Origin of the sequence: Streptomyces sp. NPDC057280, from assembly GCF_042668605.1 — a bacterium.
GTDB lineage: Bacteria > Actinomycetota > Actinomycetes > Streptomycetales > Streptomycetaceae > Streptomyces.
This window is the reverse complement of the sequence record NZ_JBHUYR010000009.1, coordinates 235,410-253,706: the sequence shown is the minus strand read 5'-3', so window position 1 is coordinate 253,706 and position 18,297 is coordinate 235,410. Positions and strand designations below refer to the sequence as shown.

The 18,297-nt window shown below is 70.2% G+C and carries 14 protein-coding genes and 2 tRNA genes; 4 read left to right on the top strand and 12 right to left on the bottom strand.

Going from position 1 to position 18,297, the window contains the following annotated elements:
• Positions 1-30: 30 nt before the first annotated feature.
• Positions 31-1,698, top strand: a complete 1,668-nt coding sequence (locus ACFUO4_RS37405) for a hypothetical protein (RefSeq protein WP_079311300.1) — start codon at positions 31-33, stop codon at positions 1,696-1,698.
• 4 nt (positions 1,699-1,702) lie between these two features.
• On the opposite strand, the gene ACFUO4_RS37400 is transcribed toward ACFUO4_RS37405, so the two are convergent.
• A complete protein-coding gene (locus tag ACFUO4_RS37400; protein WP_059196410.1) occupies positions 1,703-2,266 on the bottom strand; it encodes an HIT domain-containing protein in 564 nt (187 codons plus the stop codon).
• Positions 2,267-2,726: 460 nt separating this feature from the next.
• On the opposite strand from ACFUO4_RS37400, the gene ACFUO4_RS37395 reads away from it, so the two are divergent.
• Complete coding sequence (locus tag ACFUO4_RS37395) at positions 2,727-3,338, top strand: potassium channel family protein (protein ID WP_079311312.1); 612 nt, start codon at positions 2,727-2,729, stop codon at positions 3,336-3,338.
• Between the two features lie 33 nt (positions 3,339-3,371).
• On the opposite strand, the gene thrS is transcribed toward ACFUO4_RS37395, so the two are convergent.
• The 3 genes from thrS to ACFUO4_RS37380 all read right to left on the bottom strand — a co-directional run bounded on the left by thrS (position 3,372) and on the right by ACFUO4_RS37380 (position 7,251).
• Positions 3,372-5,348: a threonine--tRNA ligase gene (thrS, locus tag ACFUO4_RS37390; RefSeq protein WP_079311299.1), complete on the bottom strand. Its 1,977-nt coding sequence runs from the start codon at positions 5,346-5,348 to the stop codon at positions 3,372-3,374.
• A gap of 90 nt (positions 5,349-5,438) precedes the next feature.
• Positions 5,439-6,668, bottom strand: coding sequence for a hypothetical protein (locus ACFUO4_RS37385; RefSeq protein WP_383493323.1), 1,230 nt, complete (start codon positions 6,666-6,668; stop codon positions 5,439-5,441).
• A 16-nt stretch (positions 6,669-6,684) separates the two neighbouring features.
• On the bottom strand, positions 6,685-7,251 hold the full coding sequence (locus tag ACFUO4_RS37380; RefSeq protein ID WP_383493320.1) for a DUF4365 domain-containing protein: 567 nt from the start codon (positions 7,249-7,251) through the stop codon (positions 6,685-6,687).
• A 168-nt stretch (positions 7,252-7,419) separates the two neighbouring features.
• On the opposite strand from ACFUO4_RS37380, the gene ACFUO4_RS37375 reads away from it, so the two are divergent.
• Entirely contained in the window at positions 7,420-8,148 is a 729-nt protein-coding gene (locus tag ACFUO4_RS37375; protein WP_383493317.1) for a 3'-5' exonuclease, read from the top strand.
• A 73-nt stretch (positions 8,149-8,221) separates the two neighbouring features.
• On the opposite strand, the gene ACFUO4_RS37370 is transcribed toward ACFUO4_RS37375, so the two are convergent.
• Both ACFUO4_RS37370 and ACFUO4_RS37365 read right to left on the bottom strand, forming a co-directional pair.
• A tRNA-Val gene (locus ACFUO4_RS37370) sits at positions 8,222-8,293 on the bottom strand.
• 39 nt (positions 8,294-8,332) lie between these two features.
• Positions 8,333-8,779, bottom strand: a complete 447-nt coding sequence (locus ACFUO4_RS37365; protein ID WP_383493314.1) for an SRPBCC family protein — start codon at positions 8,777-8,779, stop codon at positions 8,333-8,335.
• Positions 8,780-8,865: 86 nt separating this feature from the next.
• On the opposite strand from ACFUO4_RS37365, the gene ACFUO4_RS37360 reads away from it, so the two are divergent.
• On the top strand, positions 8,866-11,253 hold the full coding sequence (locus ACFUO4_RS37360) for an SCO7613 C-terminal domain-containing membrane protein (protein WP_383493312.1): 2,388 nt from the start codon (positions 8,866-8,868) through the stop codon (positions 11,251-11,253).
• Positions 11,254-11,316: 63 nt separating this feature from the next.
• Here ACFUO4_RS37360 and ACFUO4_RS37355 read toward each other — a convergent pair whose 3' ends face one another.
• The 6 genes from ACFUO4_RS37355 to ACFUO4_RS37330 form a co-directional block, all read right to left on the bottom strand.
• Complete coding sequence (locus ACFUO4_RS37355) at positions 11,317-14,052, bottom strand: Tat pathway signal sequence domain protein (RefSeq protein ID WP_383493309.1); 2,736 nt, start codon at positions 14,050-14,052, stop codon at positions 11,317-11,319.
• A 107-nt stretch (positions 14,053-14,159) separates the two neighbouring features.
• The gene (locus ACFUO4_RS37350; RefSeq protein WP_383493306.1) at positions 14,160-14,750 is read right to left on the bottom strand and encodes a hypothetical protein; all 591 of its coding nucleotides are present in this window, start codon (positions 14,748-14,750) and stop codon (positions 14,160-14,162) included.
• Positions 14,751-14,760: 10 nt separating this feature from the next.
• Positions 14,761-15,636: a carbohydrate ABC transporter permease gene (locus tag ACFUO4_RS37345; protein WP_383493303.1), complete on the bottom strand. Its 876-nt coding sequence runs from the start codon at positions 15,634-15,636 to the stop codon at positions 14,761-14,763.
• Positions 15,633-16,589: a carbohydrate ABC transporter permease gene (locus ACFUO4_RS37340; protein ID WP_383493300.1), complete on the bottom strand. Its 957-nt coding sequence runs from the start codon at positions 16,587-16,589 to the stop codon at positions 15,633-15,635. The genes ACFUO4_RS37345 and ACFUO4_RS37340 overlap by 4 nt, the downstream gene beginning before the upstream one ends.
• Positions 16,590-16,603: 14 nt before the next feature.
• Positions 16,604-17,893, bottom strand: a complete 1,290-nt coding sequence (locus ACFUO4_RS37335) for an extracellular solute-binding protein (protein ID WP_383493297.1) — start codon at positions 17,891-17,893, stop codon at positions 16,604-16,606.
• Between the two features lie 325 nt (positions 17,894-18,218).
• Positions 18,219-18,290, bottom strand: a tRNA-Val gene (locus tag ACFUO4_RS37330).
• Between the last annotated feature and the right edge of the window lie 7 nt (positions 18,291-18,297).

The following is an 18,297-nucleotide window of genomic DNA, read 5'->3' as shown; positions in this document are numbered from 1 at the left end:
GAGCGACCATGGCGGCGATCGGGGGCGGGAATGACCGTTGATGCCGGTTACGAAAGCGTCTTCGGACCACAGGTGCCCCGCACGGGGGACGAGAGCCAGACGGCGACCTTCGCCCTGGCCTCGGCGGCGTACCGGGACAACCTGGTCGACGACATCACGAAGGCCGACAACGAATGGCACAAGACGACGGTCAAGGACGGCCGAGCATGGGCCGGCGGCCTGTTCAAACCCAATCTCGGTGAAGCGTTCTCCCGGGCCGTGATCGACCGCATGATCGGCGAGGGCCGCAAGCCGCTCATCCAGTCCTTCGGCACCGAGCCCCAGGTCGTGGTCGACCACTGCCTGGCCGCCTACCGGCTGCGCCGCACGCGGGACCTCAGGCTGTCGACCGTCATGCTGCTGACCGGGGTGCTGTTCCTGCCCGGCCTGCTGACGTGGCTCCTGGTGTTCGTGATCCGCACCACCATCGACAAGAACACCAACAAGCGCGCCTCCGCCGCGGCCACCGCGCTCCTGGTCGGCGTCGGCGCCCTCGCCGTCCTCTTCCTGATCAAGATGCCCTTCGCGGGCTTCTGGGGCTGGTACGCGCGCGCGTGCGTCGTCGCGCCGGTCATCGGCTGGTTCTGGGCCAAGCAGATCTGCGACAGCGCCGCGAAGGACCTGCGCGCCCGCTGGGACGGACTGATCGCGGGCAGCAGTGTCGGCGCGCAGGTCCCCGAGGCGGTGCCGAGCAACCCGGGCGAGACCCAGGCCGAGCAGAAGCGCCAGTCCCTCGCCCGCCTCAGCGCCGAGCAGCAGTCCAACCACGTCTTCTACGCGGGCCCCAAGGGCATCCTCGGCATGGGCACCCGCTGGGGCAGCTGGCAGCTCGCCGAGGACCTCACCCCGGCCGACCCGTCCCGGGAGATCCACCCGTTCCGCAGCTGGGACGTCATCCGCAACATCGAGGCCCGGCTGCGGATGCTGGAGCGGAACACCATCAATACCGGCGGCTTCCCGAAGGCGTCCATACGCCACTGGATCGTCTCGCCGATCGGCGAGAACGCCAAGGCGGTGACCCGCACCGAGCAGTCGGCGGACATCGAGGCGTTCCAGCACCGCCAGCACTCGATACAGGACATCTGCAACAAGCAGCAGTTCGGCAGCGGCGACCGGCACTACCTCGGCGTGCAGTGGACACTGTGGGACGGCCAGCTGATCATCACGATGATGATCACCGTCACCGTGCTGCACGAGACGCTGCGCATCGAGGTGACCGGCCATGCGCTGGGCCCGGTGAACTCCCTGTTCACGGGCAAGTCCGAGGCCCCGACGAGGGAAGTCCCGAGGTCGTTCAGGCCATGGGAGAACCGCACGGTGAACCTCCCGCTGGTCCCCACGAACGAGGTCGTACGACTGGCCGTGCGCGCCCCGCTGACCTGGTACCCGCCCCTGCTGAACTGGCTCGGCGGGACCATCGTCCTGCCCGAGCCGTTCGGCCTGCGGCACGTCTGGGCCGATCAGCCCTGGCGTCACCGCTTCATGGCCGACGACGCCATGCGCGCCGCGACGCCGGTGCTCCGCGTGGTGCACGCTGCGGCGATCAAGGTCCTGGAGGAGAACGGCGTCGACACGGAGAAGTTCGGCACGAGGTCGGCGTTCCTCAGCACCGCGATCCAGGACCCGACGCCCAAGAAGGCCGACCTCTACGACGCGTGACGGGCTACGCGGACGCCGGCCAGGCGTCCGCCAGCATCTTGCGGGTGTCGGCGAGCAGCTGCGGCAGCACCTTCGTGTGGCCGACGACCGGCATGAAGTTCGTGTCGCCGCCCCAGCGGGGCACGATGTGCTGGTGCAGGTGGGCGGCGATACCGGCGCCCGCCACCGTGCCCTGGTTCATGCCGATGTTGAAGCCGTGCGCGCCGGACGCGGTGCGCAGGGCCGTCATCGCCTGCTTGGTCAGCGCGGCCAGCTCGACGGTCTCCGCGTCCGTGAGGTCGGTGTAGTCGGCCACGTGCCGGTAGGGCACGACCATCAGGTGACCGCCGTTGTACGGGTACAGATTCAGCACCGCGTACACCTGCTCGCCGCGGCGGACGATCAGACCGTCCTCGTCGGACTTGGCCGGGATGGAGCAGAAGGGACAGCCGTCGTCGGCGCCCGGGCCGGTCGGCTTGTTCTCGCCCTGGATGTAGGCCATCCGGTGGGGCGTCCACAGACGCTGGAACGCGTCCTGGGTCCCCACTCCCCACTGCTGCTCCGGCTCACTCGTCATGCAGGGAAGCATATGGCTTCGCCCGTTCGCGGCGTGTCGCCGGGGTTGCGGCGAAGCCGTCCCGGGCCAAGCTGGCCGGGTGGACGCCGACAGCCGCAAGGACCACGACCAGCCCCCCGCCGAGCCCCACCCCGAGACCGGCCGGGACCCCCTCACCAAGGCCGGCCGGGACCCGCTCACCGAGCCCAGCCGCAGTGAGCCGCTCACGGAAGCCGACCGCGAACCGCCCACGGAGGCCGACCACGAGCCGCGCACCGAAGCACCCCGGGACCCCCGCCCCGAGGCATCCCGGCCGACCACCCAGGCTCCCCCGGAGCCAGGAACCGAGGTTCCTGCGGAGCCGCACCCCGAGGCTCCCCCGCCGCCACGTACCGACGCTCCCCCAGAACCACACACCCAAGCTCTCCCGGAGCCACGAACCGAAGCTCTCTCGGAGCCGCGTCCCGAGGTTCGCTGGGAGCAGCGCACCGAGATCCCCCTCGCCGTGGCCTCGCTGCTGTTCCTCGCCGCGTACGCCACCAAGGTCCTGTGGCACGGCCTGGCGAGCGTCTGGCAGGACCTCTGCCTCGCCGTGCTGCTGGCCGCCTGGGCGCTGTTCGCGGTCGACTACGCGGTCCGCTGGCGGCTCAGCGGGCAGCGGCTGCGGTTCGTCCGGACGCACTGGCTGGACACGGTCGTGCTGGTGCTGCCGCTGCTGCGCCCGCTGCGGGTGGTCAAGGTGTACGAGGCGGTCCAGCGTCGGCACGGCCAGCCCCGCCTCGCGCTGCACGCGCGCGTGATCTTCTACGCCGGGATCTCGACCGTGCTGCTGGGCTTCGCCGGTGCCCTCGCCGTCTACCAGCAGGAGCGCGGGGCGCCGGGGGCGAGCATGCGGACCTTCGGGGACGCCATGTGGTGGACGTGCGCCACGCTCGCGACCGTGGGATACGGCGACGTCACCCCCGTCACCCCGGTCGGGCGGCTCATCGCGGTCGGGATCATGGCCGTAGGACTGGCCCTGCTGGGCGCGGTGACCGGCACGTTCGCCTCCTGGCTGCTCCAGGTGTTCTCGCGCGAGGACGACGAGAGGCCCCGGGGAAGCTGAGCCTCCCGAGGGCCTCCGCGTACCGCAGGACGATCAGACCTGCGCCCGCTCCTCGACGACCTTCGCGATCTTCGCGATGGCCTCGTCGAACGGGATGCCGTTCTCCTGCGAGCCGTCGCGGTAGCGGAAGGACACCGAGCCCGCCGACATGTCCTCGTCGCCCGCGATGACCATGAAGGGCACCTTCTGCTTCTGGGCGTTGCGGATCTTCTTCTGCATCCGGTCCGAGGAGGCGTCCACCTCGACCCGCAGCCCCTGCTTCTTCGCGGCGGCGGCGAACTTCTCCAGGTACTCGACGTGCGCGTCACCGATCGGGATGCCGATCGCCTGCACCGGCGCCAGCCATGCCGGGAAGGCGCCCGCGTAGTGCTCCAGGAGCACCGCGAAGAACCGCTCGATGGAGCCGAACAGCGCGCGGTGGATCATGACCGGACGCTGCTTGGAGCCGTCCGGGCCGGTGTACTCCAGGTCGAAGCGCTCGGGCAGGTTGAAGTCGAGCTGGATGGTCGACATCTGCCAGGTGCGGCCGATTGCGTCCTTGGTCTGCACGGAGATCTTCGGGCCGTAGAACGCGGCGCCGCCCGGGTCCGGGACCAGCGGCAGCCCCTGCTTCTCGGCGACCTGGCGGAGCGTCTCGGTCGCCTCCTCCCAGACCTCGTCCGAGCCGACGAACTTCTCCGGGTCCTTGGTGGACAGCTCCAGGTAGAAGTCGGTCAGACCGTAGTCCCGCAGCAGGCCGAGGACGAAGGTGAGCGTCTTGTCGAGCTCCTCCGACATCTGCTCGCGGGTGCAGTAGATGTGCGCGTCGTCCTGCGTGAAGCCCCGCGCGCGGGTCAGGCCGTGCACGACGCCCGACTTCTCGTACCGGTACACGGTCCCGAACTCGAAGAGGCGCAGCGGCAGTTCACGGTACGAGCGGCCGCGCGCGTCGAAGATCAGGTTGTGCATCGGGCAGTTCATGGGCTTGAGGTAGTAGTCCACGCCCTCGTCGAGCTGCATGGGCGGGTACATGCCGTCGGCGTACCAGTCCAGGTGCCCGGACGTCTCGAAGAGCTTCCCCTTCGTCGCGTGCGGGGTGTAGACGAACTCGTAGCCCTCCTCCTCGTGGCGGCGGCGCGAGTAGTCCTCCATGACCCGGCGGATGATGCCGCCCTTGGGGTGGAAGACGGCGAGGCCGGAGCCGATCTGCTCGGGGATCGAGAAGAGGTCCAGCTCGGAGCCGAGCTTGCGGTGGTCGCGCTTCTCGGCCTCGGCGAGGAAGTCGAGGTAGCCCTTCAGCTCGTCCTTGGTCGGCCAGGCGGTGCCGTAGATGCGCTGGAGCATGGGGTTCTTCTCGCTGCCGCGCCAGTAGGCGGCCGCGTTGCGCATCAGCTTGAACGCCGGGATGTTCCGGGTGGAGGGCAGGTGGGGACCGCGGCAGAGGTCCTTCCAGCACAGGTCGCCGGTCTTGGCGTCGAGGTTGTCGTAGATCGTCAGCTCACCGGCGCCGACCTCGACGTCCGCGCCGTCGTCGCTGGAAGCCGAGCCCTTGAGGCCGATCAGCTCCAGCTTGTACGGCTCGTCGGCCAGTTCCTCGCGGGCCGCCTCGTCGGTGACGACACGGCGGGAGAACTTCTGCCCGCGCTTCTGGATCTCCTGCATCTTCTTCTCGATGGCCTTGAGATCCTCGGGCGTGAACGGCTTCTCGACGTCGAAGTCGTAGTAGAAGCCGTCCTTGACCGGCGGGCCGATGCCCAGCTTGGCCTCGGGGAAGAGCTCCTGCACGGCCTGCGCCATGACGTGGGCGGTGGAGTGGCGCAGGATGTTGAGGCCGTCCTCGGAGGAGATCTCGACGCCCTCGACGGTCTCGCCGTCCTTGACCTCGTACGCCAGGTCCTTCAGCTCACCGGCCACCCGCGCGGCGATGATCGAGCGCTCGCCGGCGAAGAGCTCGGCGGCCGTAGTGCCCGTCGTCACCGTGCGCTCTTCCCGCTCGGAATCGCGTTGGATGATCACACGGACGTCTGACACCGGTCTCTCCTGACTGAAGGGGATGCGAGCGCCATACCGTGAGCGCGCGCAATAGGGGATCGTACCGACCCGCACCCACCGACCGCGAAATCAGTCCCCTGCCGAGGCCTCCCCGCAGGCCTCCTCGAAGAAGTCCAGGTTCTCCTGCAACGACTTCATCAGCCGGTCCCGCTCCGCCTCGTCCACCTGCACGGGTACGACACCGGAGGCGCCCGTCAGCCGGCGGAACCCGCCCCGGCTCTCCAGCCGCCCGTGCACCCGCACCGGCAGCCCGACGAGGTGGGCGTGCCCGGCGATGCGGTACGCCTCCTCGTCCAGGGTCAGCCGGATGTGCGGCACCTCGACGCCGGCGATCACCCGCAGCCGTACGCTGCCCTCGCCGCGCGGCCCCGACCTGCGCATCCGCACCACCGTCCCGGTGACCCGCACCGGCACGGACGGCTCCTCGCGCAGATAGCGGGCCCCGGCCTCGCGCAGCACGGGCAGGTCGCCCGGCGAGAACTCGACGGGCTCCCCGGAAGCGGCGCACCCCTCGGGCACCCCCGCGGCCGGTGCCCAGTCCACGGCGATGCGCGCGCCTTCGGTACCGCGCACGAGCGCGATGAGGGCCTCGGTGAGCTCGCGGCTGACGCCCGCCTCCACGGCCCCGTCGAAGGCGTCCATGCCGCCGGTGGCCCGCTGGTAGTCGATGGCCTCGCGGGCCGCGCACAGGGCCTGGTGGAGGCGTACGGCGAGCGGGCGGCCGGTGCCGACGGGCGCGAAGGCGGTGAGCCGGCCGTCGGTGGCGGCGCCGACGAGGACGTTCTCCAGCAGGGAAAGAGCGGCGCGGCGATGCCGGGCACCGTAGTAACCGGCCCGCGCGCGGGTGGCGAGCGCGCCGGCGAGGAGGGTCTGCCGGGCGGCGGCGCGCAACTGCTCTTCCACCGCCCAGGACGCTGCTCCCGCAGGGCCGGTCGGTACGTCCCGCCACCAGCGGATCTCGTCGCTGGGCACGGCGAGGCCGACGAGGACCTCGCGCGCGGAGGGGGTGCCGCTGCGGGCGAGGGCGACGAGCGCCTCGCCGAGCAGGTCGTCGCTGTCGGGGAAGGCGCGGCTCTCGGGGACGAGCAGGCTGGTGCCGCCGGTGCCGGGTCCCGGTGGGGTCCAGCGGCCGTAGCGTCCGGGGGCGCCGCCGCGGCGCTGCCAGCCGTGCCGGTGCAGCAGGGCGCTGAGGACGGCGGGGTCGACGTCGTCGGGCGCGGGGGCGCGGTTCCAGGCGGCGGCGTCGACGGGGTGCGGCCGGACCGGCCGCAGGGGTTCCTCGACGGGGCGGTGGGTCATGGTCGGCCTCCCGTCCTCATGGTCTGCCTCCCGTCCCGACCCGCGTCATGATCTCGCACAGTGCCCGGTCGTCGAAGATGCGTGCGGTCGGTATCCGTACGGTGGTCCGGGTCCGTCCGGTGATCGGGTGCCCGGCGAGGTTGACCCAGTAGCAGCAGTGCCTGAGGTCGAGGCGGTCGTGGCTGGCGCGCAGCCAGTCGTCCTGGGATCTCGGCACGAGCATGACCACGAGGATCTTGTGCACCGAGACGGGGGTGCGCGCGAGTTTGCGCAGATGGTCGTTGTCGAGCGTGAAGGAGAAGAACCGGCCGGGCGGGTTGGGCGCGACCTGGTAGGTGCACTTGAGCTGCACCTTGATGGTGACCTCGTCGTCGACGGTGTGCCCGGGCGAGCCGTGGCTGACGTGCCAGTCGATGCCGTTGTCGGGGAACGGCTGCGACAGCGAGCAGCCGGCCGCCGCGGCGACGGCGTGCAGATAGCCCACCTGCAGGGTTTCCATGCAGGCGGTGGTGGCGAGTGTGCCGCGAAGGGGGCCCGCACGTTCGGGCAGCAGCCCGCCCCGCTCGGGCTGCGCTATCGCCATGACCAACAGCCTTCCACGCTCGGTGAATCCGAACCTCGGGTCTCTGAACTGCAAAGACCGGTATTCCTGTTGTGTCCGCCCGGCGTACGGCGCAAACAGCCCGGGTATCACCAAAGCGGCAGAAGACGGTGCGTCAGCTGCCGTGGGTGAACGAGGGGTTGTGTAGGTATGACGTGCTGGTACGAGGGGCCCCTGGCCGCCTTCGACACGGAGACGACGGGCGTCGACGTGGAGACCGACCGGATCGTGTCGGCCGCCGTCGTCGTCCAGGACGCCCCGGGCACCCGGCCGCGGGTGAGCCGGTGGCTGGTGAACCCGGGTGTGCCGGTGCCCGAGGGCGCGACGGCGGTGCACGGGCTGACGGAGGAGCATCTGCAGCGCAACGGCCGCTGGCCGGCGCCGGTGATGTACGAGATAGCGGAACAGCTGGGCGAACAGGCGTCCGCGGGGCGGCCGTTGGTGGTGATGAACGCGCCGTTCGATCTGACGCTGCTGGACCGGGAGTTGCGCCGCCATCGCGCCTCGTCCCTGGACCGCTGGTTCGAGTCGTCGCCGTTGCTGGTCCTCGATCCGCGGGTCCTGGACAAGCATCTGGACCGCTACCGCAAGGGCCGCCGCACGCTGACCGACCTGTGCGCGCACTACGAGGTCACGCTGGACGGCGCGCACGACGCGGGCGCGGACGCGCTGGCCGCGCTGGAGGTGGTACGAGCGGTGGGGCGGCGCTTCGCGGCACGGCTGGAGCGGCTGTCCCCGAACGAGCTGCACCACCTCCAGGCGGGTTGGCACGCGGCACAGGCGCGGGGCCTGCAGGCGTGGTTCGCGCGCAGCGGCACCCCGGAGGCGGTGGACCCGGCGTGGCCACTGCGTCCGGAGCTGCCGGCGGCGGCCGCCTGAAGATCAGCGCGGCAATGAAAGAAGCGGCAATGAAAGAAGCCGGTCCGCGTGCTGCGGACCGGCTTTCTCGCGGTGGGCGATACTGGGTTCGAACCAGTGACCTCTTCGGTGTGAACGAAGCGCTCTCCCACTGAGCTAATCGCCCGGGAACGCACTGAACAATACAGGTCCCGGCGGCCTTCCTTCAAACCGCTTCCAAGTAGGCGGTCAGGCCCCGGCGTCCGGCCCGCATCATCAGCCGGTGGTTGGCCCGGAACACCGGCCGCCCCGGCACGGCGAGGCGCCGCAGCAGTGGTTTGTTCACGTCGACGACCTGGTCGTACACCGCGAGGGTGCCCGCGCCGTCCCCGCTGATCGTCCAGCGCGCCCAGCCCTCCAGGTCCCCGGTCATGGCGATCTCCAGCACCCCGCCGGCCCGGTCGCGCCGCACCTCCTTCGCGGTGAAGACGAGGTCGTAGGGCAGGGTGGCCCGGATCGTGATGACGCCGGTGGTGTCGTCGAGCCGTTCCACGGCACGGACCTGGGGCCACCACCGGGGGTAGTCCTCGGCCTGTTCCAGCACGTCGTAGACGGTGGCGGGCGACGCGGGCAGGGCCCACCGGGTGTGGAAGCGGTAATGGCTCCAGTCCATGCACAGAGTCTGCCCGCCCGCATCTGAGTATGTTCTGAGTACGCGCACTCATGCCGTACGACGTGACCCCGACCACACTCCAAGGCATGACGCACTTTCCGCCCCCGGCCGAGGAGTTGCGGCTCCTGGACGCGGAGCTGTTCCACCTCGACGCCCGCCGGACCCAGTTGCTCCGGCGCCGCGCCTGGCTGGTCACCGCCCTCCAGACACCGGTACCTCCCCCGCCGCGGTCCACCCCGGCCGCCCGCCCCGAGGCCACCGCGCCCCGGGTGCAGAACGTGCTGCTGATGCTCGGCGGTGTTCTGCTGGTCATCGCGGCGACGGCGTTCACCCTGGTCAACTGGGGGGACCTGGGGATCGCGGGGCGGGCCCTGGTGCTCGGCGCGGTCACCGCGGCGGCGCTCGCCACGCCGACGGCCCTGCTGAAGCGCGGCCTGCGCTCGACGGCCGAGTCGGTGGCGGGCCTGGGCCTGGCACTGACGGTCCTCGACGCGTACGCGCTGCACGAGACGGTCTTCACGCAGGCGGAGGGCGCGCCCTACACGGCGATCGCGTCGGCGCTGCTGGCCGGACTGTGGGCGGCGTACGGCCTGCTGCCGCCCCTGAAGGACCTGCGTCTGCCGCTGCCCGCGGCCCTCCTGGCGGCCCAACTGCCGCTCTTCTTCAGCGCGCTGGCGCTGGACGCCGACTCCTACGGCGTCACGGCGGCCGTGCTGCTGACGGCCGCGTTCGACACAGTTGTGGCGCTCCGAGCGACCGCCGGACCCGTACGTCTGCTCGCCGTCGTCGGCGCGTACGGCCTGGGCGGCTCGGGCGTATGGGCGGCCGGTTCGCTGTCCTGGACGGCCACCGGCCCGAGCGCCGCCGCCCGTGCGGCGGCGCTCCTCCTCCTCGCCGCGACGATCGCGCTGACGGTGGCGTGGCGCGGCGCGAGCGCACCGGGCACCGCGCCCTCCACCGACCTCCCGGCGTCCCAGAGCACCGCTCACGCCTTCGGTCTCTCGGTCGCCTCCGCCCTCCTGCTGGTCGCCGCGCTCGGTGGCATGGCGCGCTCCGCGCTTCCCGGCGCCTGGACGGTCCCGGTCCATCTCGCCTGCGGCATCGCCCTGTTGGCGGCGGTGCGACCGGAAGGGCTGCCGGAGACGGTGCGGCGCGGGTTCGCCGCGGCCTCCGGTGCCGTGCAGGCGCTGGCCGTGGTGTGGACGCTGCCCGTCGTGGCGGTGACCCTGCTGGGGCCGGTCGCGTGGGTGCCCCACGCCTGGTCGGGCGCGCCGGCGGACCTGCGCGAGGCGGTCACGGTGGACCTCCCCTGGCCGCCGCACGCGGCGACGGCTCCGCTGGTCCTGGTGGCCGTGGCGGCGGTACTGGCCCTGGCGGTACGGCACTCCGACTGGCGTCCGCGAGCCCTGACCGGTGCGCTGGTGCTGACGTGGGCGGCGGCGCTGACCCTCCCCGCCGTGCTCGAACTGCCGTACACGCTCGGCCTGTTGGTGCTGGGGTCGCTGACGGGCGTGATCCTGGCGTCGCCCTACGGTCAGCCGACCGCGACCGTCCTCGCCCTCGCCACCTCCGCGAACCTGGGCTTCGCCGCCCTCGCCTCCCAGTCGGCGACCCTCACCGCGCTCGGCGCCCTCACGGTGTTCTTCGCGGTGGTCTCCTGGCGGTTCACGGTCGTCACGGCCCCCGCGGCCCTCGCGTACGCCACCACGCTGGCCTGCGCGACCGGTGCGGCGGCGGACTGGCAGCCGCAGTACACGGCCCTGCTCGTGCTGGCGGTCCCGGTGTCCGCGGCCCTGCTGGCGGCACGGCTCAAGGAGCCCCGGGCGACGCCGGCGGTGGAGGTCACCGGCGCCGGCGCCGCGCTCCTGGCCCTCACCCTCGCCGCGACCGACCCGCCGATGCTGGCCCTGGTCCTGTCCCTGTGCGGAGTGATCGCCACGGGCACGGCACTCCGCCCCGACCGCCACGCGGTGGGCTACGCGGCCGCCGCCCTCTTCCTCCTGGCCACCTGGGTGCGCCTGGCGGCCTGGCAGGTCGGCACCCCCGAGGCGTACACGCTCCCGGTCACGATCCCGGCCCTGGTCGTCGGCTTCCTCCGCAGGCGGCGCGCCCCGGAGACCTCGTCCTGGACGGCGTACGGCCCGGGCCTGGCCGCCACGCTCCTGCCGAGCCTGGTGATGGCCTGGGGCGACCCGCACTGGACCCGCCCGCTGCTCCTGGGCCTGGCGGCCCTGTCCCTCACCCTGCTGGGCGGCGGCTACAGCCTCCAGGCCCCCTTGGTCCTCGGCGGCTCGGTCCTGACCCTGGACGCCCTCCATGAACTGGCCCCGTACATAGTCCAGGTGACGGACGCCCTCCCCCGCTGGGTGCCCCCGGCACTGGCGGGCCTGCTGCTCCTGGCCCTGGGAGCGACGTACGAGCGCCGCATCAGGGATGTCCGGAGAATGCGGAACCTCCTGGGAAGGATGAGCTGACCCCCTCAGGGGCGCGGGGAACTGCGCGACCAGCCACAACGGTCCGCAGTTCCCCACGAACCTTTACGGCATCTTGTCCCCTAGCAGCGCCAGGTTCTCAATGGCGGCAAGCCCGTACAGAGCGGTGTCGTTGGTGGAGATCCACGCCGCCTCACCACCCGCGACCAACGTCACCGGCCCGCTCAGCTCCTCCGTCCTCCAAGGCGCCGACTCCTTGTACCCGTCGGAGTTGTAGAACTTCTCCCAGGCCCGCTTGGCCAGCTTCTCGTCCCCCGTCTTGACGGCCGCATACGCGTCGAGCCGCGAATGCCCCTGGAACAGCAGCAGCGTCCCGAAGTTGGACCCGTACCGCGCCGCCTGCTCGGCCTTGGTGGCGTTGAAGTAGCGGCAGTAGTCGAAGTACGCCTCGTTGAAGGAGGGCATGTCGACGAGGTCGATGAGTTCGGCGCACAGCTCGTTGAGGCCGAACACGGCGGAGAGGTGCGAGACCCCGACCACCGGCGTCGACGCGACCGCGAACCTGCCCGTGTCGAGGTCGTAGAGTCCGCTCCCCTGTACGAAGCCGTTCGGCTGGGCGCCGATCGTCTCCATGGTGGACAGCACGCGGGCCTTGGCCTTCTCCCACTTCGGTCCCTTGCGCTCCCACTCGGTCAGCCACGCCGACACGAGCCCGCTCCAGTCCGTGCCGAAGCCGATCGACAGCGCGTGCCGGTCGGGCGTGTACGGCTCGGTACGGATCTTGCGGATGGGGTCGAGGACCAGGAAGGTCTCGTCGGAGTCGACGTTGGCGTGCATGAGGTCGCCGACCCGCTCGTCCGCGGTGAGGAAGTAGTAGTAGCGCCGGTAGGTGGTGTTGGCGATGCGCTGCTGCTTGGCGCTGTCGGCGTAGTGCTGCACACCGTGCCGGGTGCCGAGGCCGGCCCACTGTCCGAGGTGGTAGACGTCGACCTCCCCGGTGTGCCGGGTCATGGCCTCGGCGAACCGGAAGATGTCCGCACGGCCGGAGCGGAGGTACGCGAACCACAGCCAGAGGTCGGGCGAGAGCTCGGAGTTGTCCCAGGCGTAGCCGCCGATGTCGTACCGCCACTGGTGCCTGACGGTGTCATAGGTGTGCATGATGTCGCCGTAGTCCCAGAAGCCGTACCAACGGCGTTGCTCCACCTGGTCCTTGTAGTAGGTGAAGAGGAAGTCGAGGTGGTCCTCGATCTTCGCCTTGGCGGGCGTGGAGCGGTCGGGCTCGGAGTACAGGCCGGGTCCGAAGACCTTCGCCTTGATGAGCTGCTTGGGCGGCGCGGCGAGCTGCGGCAGCACCCGTACGGCTTGGACCTGCCGGGCAAGAGCTGCCGCCGACGGAGTCGACTCGTTGGCCCAGAAGAGCAGTTCCGAGGTGCGGGCGATGCCGTACGGCGTGCCGAACTCCGGCTCGTAGTCCTCGTAGGTGATGTTGAGGCCTTCGAGCTGTTCGGCGAAGGTGTCCTGGCCCATGCCGTCGTGGTAGAAGCGCAGGTCCATGGGCTGCGCCTCGGGCGACCAGAGCCAGAGGGTGACCTCGGCCTCGTCGGTGTGGGCCTCGCGGATGTCGAGCTGGGCGGGGAACTTCTCCCAGAAGTCCCGCAGGCCGAAGGAGAATCCGCCGCTGACGCCACCGACGTAACCGAACCCGGAGGCCCGCTTGCCGCCGCCCGCGCCGATCCAGCCGTGCCCCTTCTTCGTCCGCTTGCGCAGGGTGAAGCCGTCGGCGGAGAGCTGGGAGAGGGTGTAGTCGCCCCACTCGGGGATGTACTGCAGTCTCGTCGTCACCCGCTGGTCCCAGGTGGCGGGGTCGGGCAGTCTCTCGCCCGCGTACTGGGCGGCCTGGACGGCGGCCCCGGGGTCGCGGCGCAGGCCCGTGATGCCCTTGACGGCCTCGCGCAGCAGACCGGTGCCCTCGCCGCCGATGCGGATGTGGCGGTCGTACGACGGGTCGCGCATCGGCACGGTGAAGCGGACGCCGATGCCGCGGATGAAGTCGCCGCTCGCCTTGCCCGGTTCCTGGGTGCCATCGAAGGTGAGGGTGTGCACCATGCGGAAGGAGTCGGCGCCCGCGTAGAAGTACAGGCGGATGGAGAACGGCAGCCAACTCCGGTTGCCCCTGCGGTGCTTGCCGTCGATGCGGACGACCGCGCGGACCGGGCCCGCCTGCTCGACGGTCACGTCGGAGACGGCCCCGTCGAAGCGCTCGGTCTTGACCGTGCCCTGGTCCTCGTCCTCGATCTCGGGCTGGCGGATCAGGACGAGCTTGCCGTTCTTGGCGATCTCGGTGGAGCCGCGGGTGACCGACTTGATCAGCGTGGCGCCGGACTTGCCGATCTTTGCGGTGATGACACCGGTGGAGACGGTGATCGCGCCGCCGCTCGTGTCGACGGTGACCTTCTTGTCGGGGACGGCGGCCTCGCCCGCGGACAGGGTGAGCTTGCCGCTGCCGGAACTCACCGCGTGGGCGGTCCACTTGAGGGAGCCGTCCGGCCAGTAGGCGATCGGCCAGGACTGCACGGGCACGGACTTGCCGTCGGCGTCCGTGAGCGCGAAGGTCTGGTCCTCCTGGTGGACGCCTTTGGGCCAGGGCACGCCGAGGGTGGAGCCGGGAGCGGCGCCGAGTCCGCCGTCCTCCAGCCAGTCCAGGACGACCGGAGCGTCGTCGGCCCCGGCGGCTCTGGGCGCGGCCTGCGCGTCCTTCGCTCCTAGCGCCCAGCTGAACTGCGCGGCGGCGCCGGCGACGGCGGCTGCCTTGAGGAGGGACCTGCGGGGGATGGGAGACATGGTCATTCCTTTCCATGTACGACTGTGCGGCTGGTCAGGGGCATGACAGAGAGAGGTGCGGCGCCCGGGGCACCGACCTTGTGCGACGCAGGGGTACCGCCCGCCCATCAGCGGTGCCGGTACCGCTCCTCGACGGCGACGGCCGCCGCCGCGACGGCTCCCAGGACGGGGACCGCCAGCGGGGCGACGAACGTGGCGGACAGGGCTACCACGCCCAGCCCGCAGACGATCAGGAAGGACCCGGCGGGATCGAGCACGGTCCGCCGCCCGGCATCGGCCAGCAACGCCCGCCAGCTGTCACCGGGCGCCCAGACGGCGGCGGCCCGCAGCAGTGCCACGACGACACCGATCAGCGCGAAGACGCCGACGGCCCCGACGAGCGGTCCACCCGGCAGCCCGGCCCGCGCGGCCAGGACGTCCACCCAGACCACGGCGGCGACCACCCACCCGGCGAGCCCGACGGCCCAACCGCCGCGCAGGGCCGTACGGAAGTCCGCGACGAACTCCCCCAAGCCGCCGCCCTCGTGGCCGGTACGACGCCGAAGGTGCCGGGCGCCGGCGGCGAAGGCCGCCGGGTAGGTGACGACCCCGAGCGAGGCCACCGCGATCCACACTCCGGTGAGCAGACACTCGGCGAACACGGCGAACCGCTCGCCCCCGAAGGACAGCCGGCGGGCCTTCACCGGTGCTTGCGCCATGCTGACCGCCTCACTTCAGTCCGGACGTCGCCATGCCGTCGATGAGATACCGCTGGAAGGCCATGAAGAAGGCGATGACCGGCACGAGCGCCACCAGCGACATCGCGATCATGCTCCCGTAGTTGGAGATGCCCTCCTGGTCGCGGAACATCATCAGGCCGAGGGAGACGGTGTACTTGTCGGGGGTGTTGAGATAGATCAACGGCCCCATGAAGTCGTTCCAGGCGTTGATGAAGGTGAAGATGGCGCTGGTGATGAGGGCCGGGCGGGTCAGCGGCAGCACGACGGACCAGTAGGTCCGGAAGTGCCCGCAGCCGTCGAGCCTGGCGGCCTCGTCCAGCTCCCGCGGCAGTCCGCGCATGAACTGCACCATGAGGAAGACGAAGAACGCCTCGGTGGCCAGGAACTTGCCCGCCACGAGCGGCACCATGGTGTCCACGAGTTCCAGCTTGCGGAACATCACGTACTGCGGGATGAGCAGCACGTGGTACGGCAGCAGCAGCGTGCCGATCATCAGGGTGAACAGCAGGTTCCGCCCGGCGAACCCGATCTTGGCGAAGGCGTAGGCGGTCAGCGAGCTGGAGATCACGACACCGACGACGGCGAGCCCGGCGTAGGTCAGCGAGTTCAGGAAGAACGTGCTGATGGAGATGCCGGAGATACCGTCGGCGAGCCCCGAGAAGTTCGCCCAGACCGGCTTGGCCGGCAGCAGGTCGATGCTGGCGATGATGTCCTTGCTCGGCTTGAACGAGGCACCGAGCACCCAGATCACGGGGTACAGGACGACCGCGAGGACGGCGAGCGCGCCGACGTGCCAGGCGATCGACCCGGTGCGCCGCCGCTTGCTCGCGGAACGCACGACAGGAGTACTGCTGGCGCTGGTCACTTGGCGGCCTCCTCGTAGTGCACCCACTTCTTCTGCGACCAGAACAGGACCGCCGTGACGAGCGCCACCGCGACCACCAGCGTCCAGGCCATCGCGGAGGCGAAGCCCATCTGGGCCTCCTTGAAGCCCTTCTGGTAGAGGTAACAGGTGTAGACGAGGGTGGCGTCGGCCGGTCCGCACTGGGTGTTGGAGACGACGTACGCGGACCCGAACACCTGGAACGCGTGAATGGACTCCAGCAGCACGTTGAAGAACAGCACGGGGGAAATCATCGGCAGGGTGATGTTCCAGAACCGGCGCAGTGGTCCGGCGCCGTCCATCTCGGCGGCCTCGTACAGCTCCTGCGGGACCTGCTTGAGACCGGCCAGGAAGATGACCATCGGCGCACCGAACTGCCAGATGCTCAGCGCGACCAGCGCGTAGAGGACGTAGTCCGGGTTGCCGATCCAGCCGCCGACGTCGAGTCCGAAGACCTTCTGGGTACGGTCCACGATCGCGTCGTCCGAGAACAGCGCCCGCCACACGAAGCCCACGGAGACGCTGGCGCCGATGAGCGAGGGCATGTAGAACGCGGCCCGGTACAACCCCTGTCCGCGCCGCTTCTGCGCGAGCAGCAGCGCCACGCCGAGGGCCAGCAGCAGCTTGAGCGGGGTGGCCACGACGACGTACTTCAGGGTGACCTCGACCGACTTCTGCCAGCGCGGGTCCTGGAACATGGTCGTGAAGTTGTCGAGACCCACCCACTCCGGCGGGGTGAAGAGGTTGTAGCGGGTGAACGCGTAGTAGAGCGACGCGATCATCGGCCCCGCCGTGAGCACCAGGAACCCGGCGATCCACGGCGACATGAAGAGGTAACCGGCGATGTTCTCGCGGCGCCGCCCGCGCCGCCCGGCGGCAGGAGCGGCGGACCGCTTCTTCGCCGGGCGCACGGGCGCTTCCTTGACGAGCGTCATGGTGGTACGTCCCCTCAGCCCGCGAACGCGGCCTTGGCCTCGCTGAACAGTGCCTTCGCCGCGTCGGCGGGCTTGGTCTTGCCCTGGGACACCTCACCGGCGATGCGCAGGAACGCCGCCTCGACGACGTCGGCGCCGGACGGGTGCGGGGTGATCTTCCCCAGCACACCGGCCTTGGCGACCTCTTCCTCGTACGCCTTGACGCCCTTGTTCTGGTCGTCGGTGGGCACGAACGCGTCGTACTGCTCGGTCGTCGAGAGGATGCCGCGGTCGTAGCCCATGATCTTGCCGACCTCGGGGTCGTGGACCATGAAGGAGATGAACTGGGCGGCCTCCTTGGGGTGCTTGGTCCCGGAGAAGGCGCTGAGCATCAGCGAACCGAGGTACTGACCGGTGTCCTTGCCGTCCGTGGTGGGGATCGGCGCGAGCCCGTAGTCCGACTCGCCCTCGCCCTCGTAGCGGATGGAGAAGTTGTCCCAGGTGAACTCGGACGCGGCGAGCCCGGCCGACAGGCCCGACTTGGGCTGCACCTGCTCGATCTTCTTCGGGTCGGTGACGAGCCCGGACTTCACGCGCTTGTAGCCGTCCGCCCACCACTGCGTCAGGTCGTCCTCGGTGAAGCCGAGAGCGGAGTCGGTGAAGAACGCCTTGCCGTTCTGGCGGAGGTACAGGTCGTACAGGTACATGATGCCGAAGTAGCCGGTGTCGCCGGCGATCTTCAGCTTGTCCTGGATGGTCTGGAGGGCGTCGAAGTACTCGTCCCAGGTCCAGCCCATCTTCGCCTCGACGCCGGCCTTCTTGAAGGCCTTGAGGTCGATGACGAGCGCCATGGTGTTGGCGCCGACGGGGATGCCGAGCTGCTTGCCGTCGACCTGACCGTTCGCCAGAACGCCGTTGCGGAAGTTGTTCAGGTCCAGGTTCCCGGAGTCCGCCTGGGACTTGAGGTCCATCAGAACTCCGCGCTTGTCGTACTTGCGCAGGAATCCGACGGCATTCTGGAATACGTCCGGCGGATTTCCACCGGAGGCCTGCGTCTGGAACTTCTCCCAGAACGCCGCGTAATCGGTGAATTCGGGCTTGATCTTGATCTTCGGGTACTTCTTCTCGAAGACCGCGATCGCCTTCTTCATGGCAATGGTCCGCGGCTCGCCGCCCCACCAGGCATAACGGAGCGTCACATTCCCGTCGCCGGAGCCGCTGTCACCGCCCCCGCACGCCGCCGTCGTCGCCAGCCCCAACGTGGCCGCCGCTCCACCGGCCGCCTTCAGGATCGTACGCCTCTCAACATTCCTGCTGGTTCCCACAGTCGGGCCCTCCCCGCAGCGTCGTTGCCGCCTGCATGAATCGTTTCAAGTAAGCGCTTGCTGGCACAAGGTACGAAGCCCCTCGGGGGGCGTCAATGATTCGGACAGGAATTTCTTGCGGGACGGCTCGGCGAGTTGACGGCACAGCGGAGAACCGTGCCGCGGAACAGCGCGTGAAGTCGCAGGTGAGGCAGCCGAGTCCGACCGGCCGAACATGAACTGGCCGATCGCTCCCGGAGGTTGTCCGGCCTGAACTCGTCGGCCGGCCCGGAGCCGGGAACGCCGACGGCCCGCCTGCTGCTCGCAGGCGGGCCGTCGGTCCGGGTGGGCGATACTGGGTTCGAACCAGTGACCTCTTCGGTGTGAACGAAGCGCTCTCCCACTGAGCTAATCGCCCGGACGCA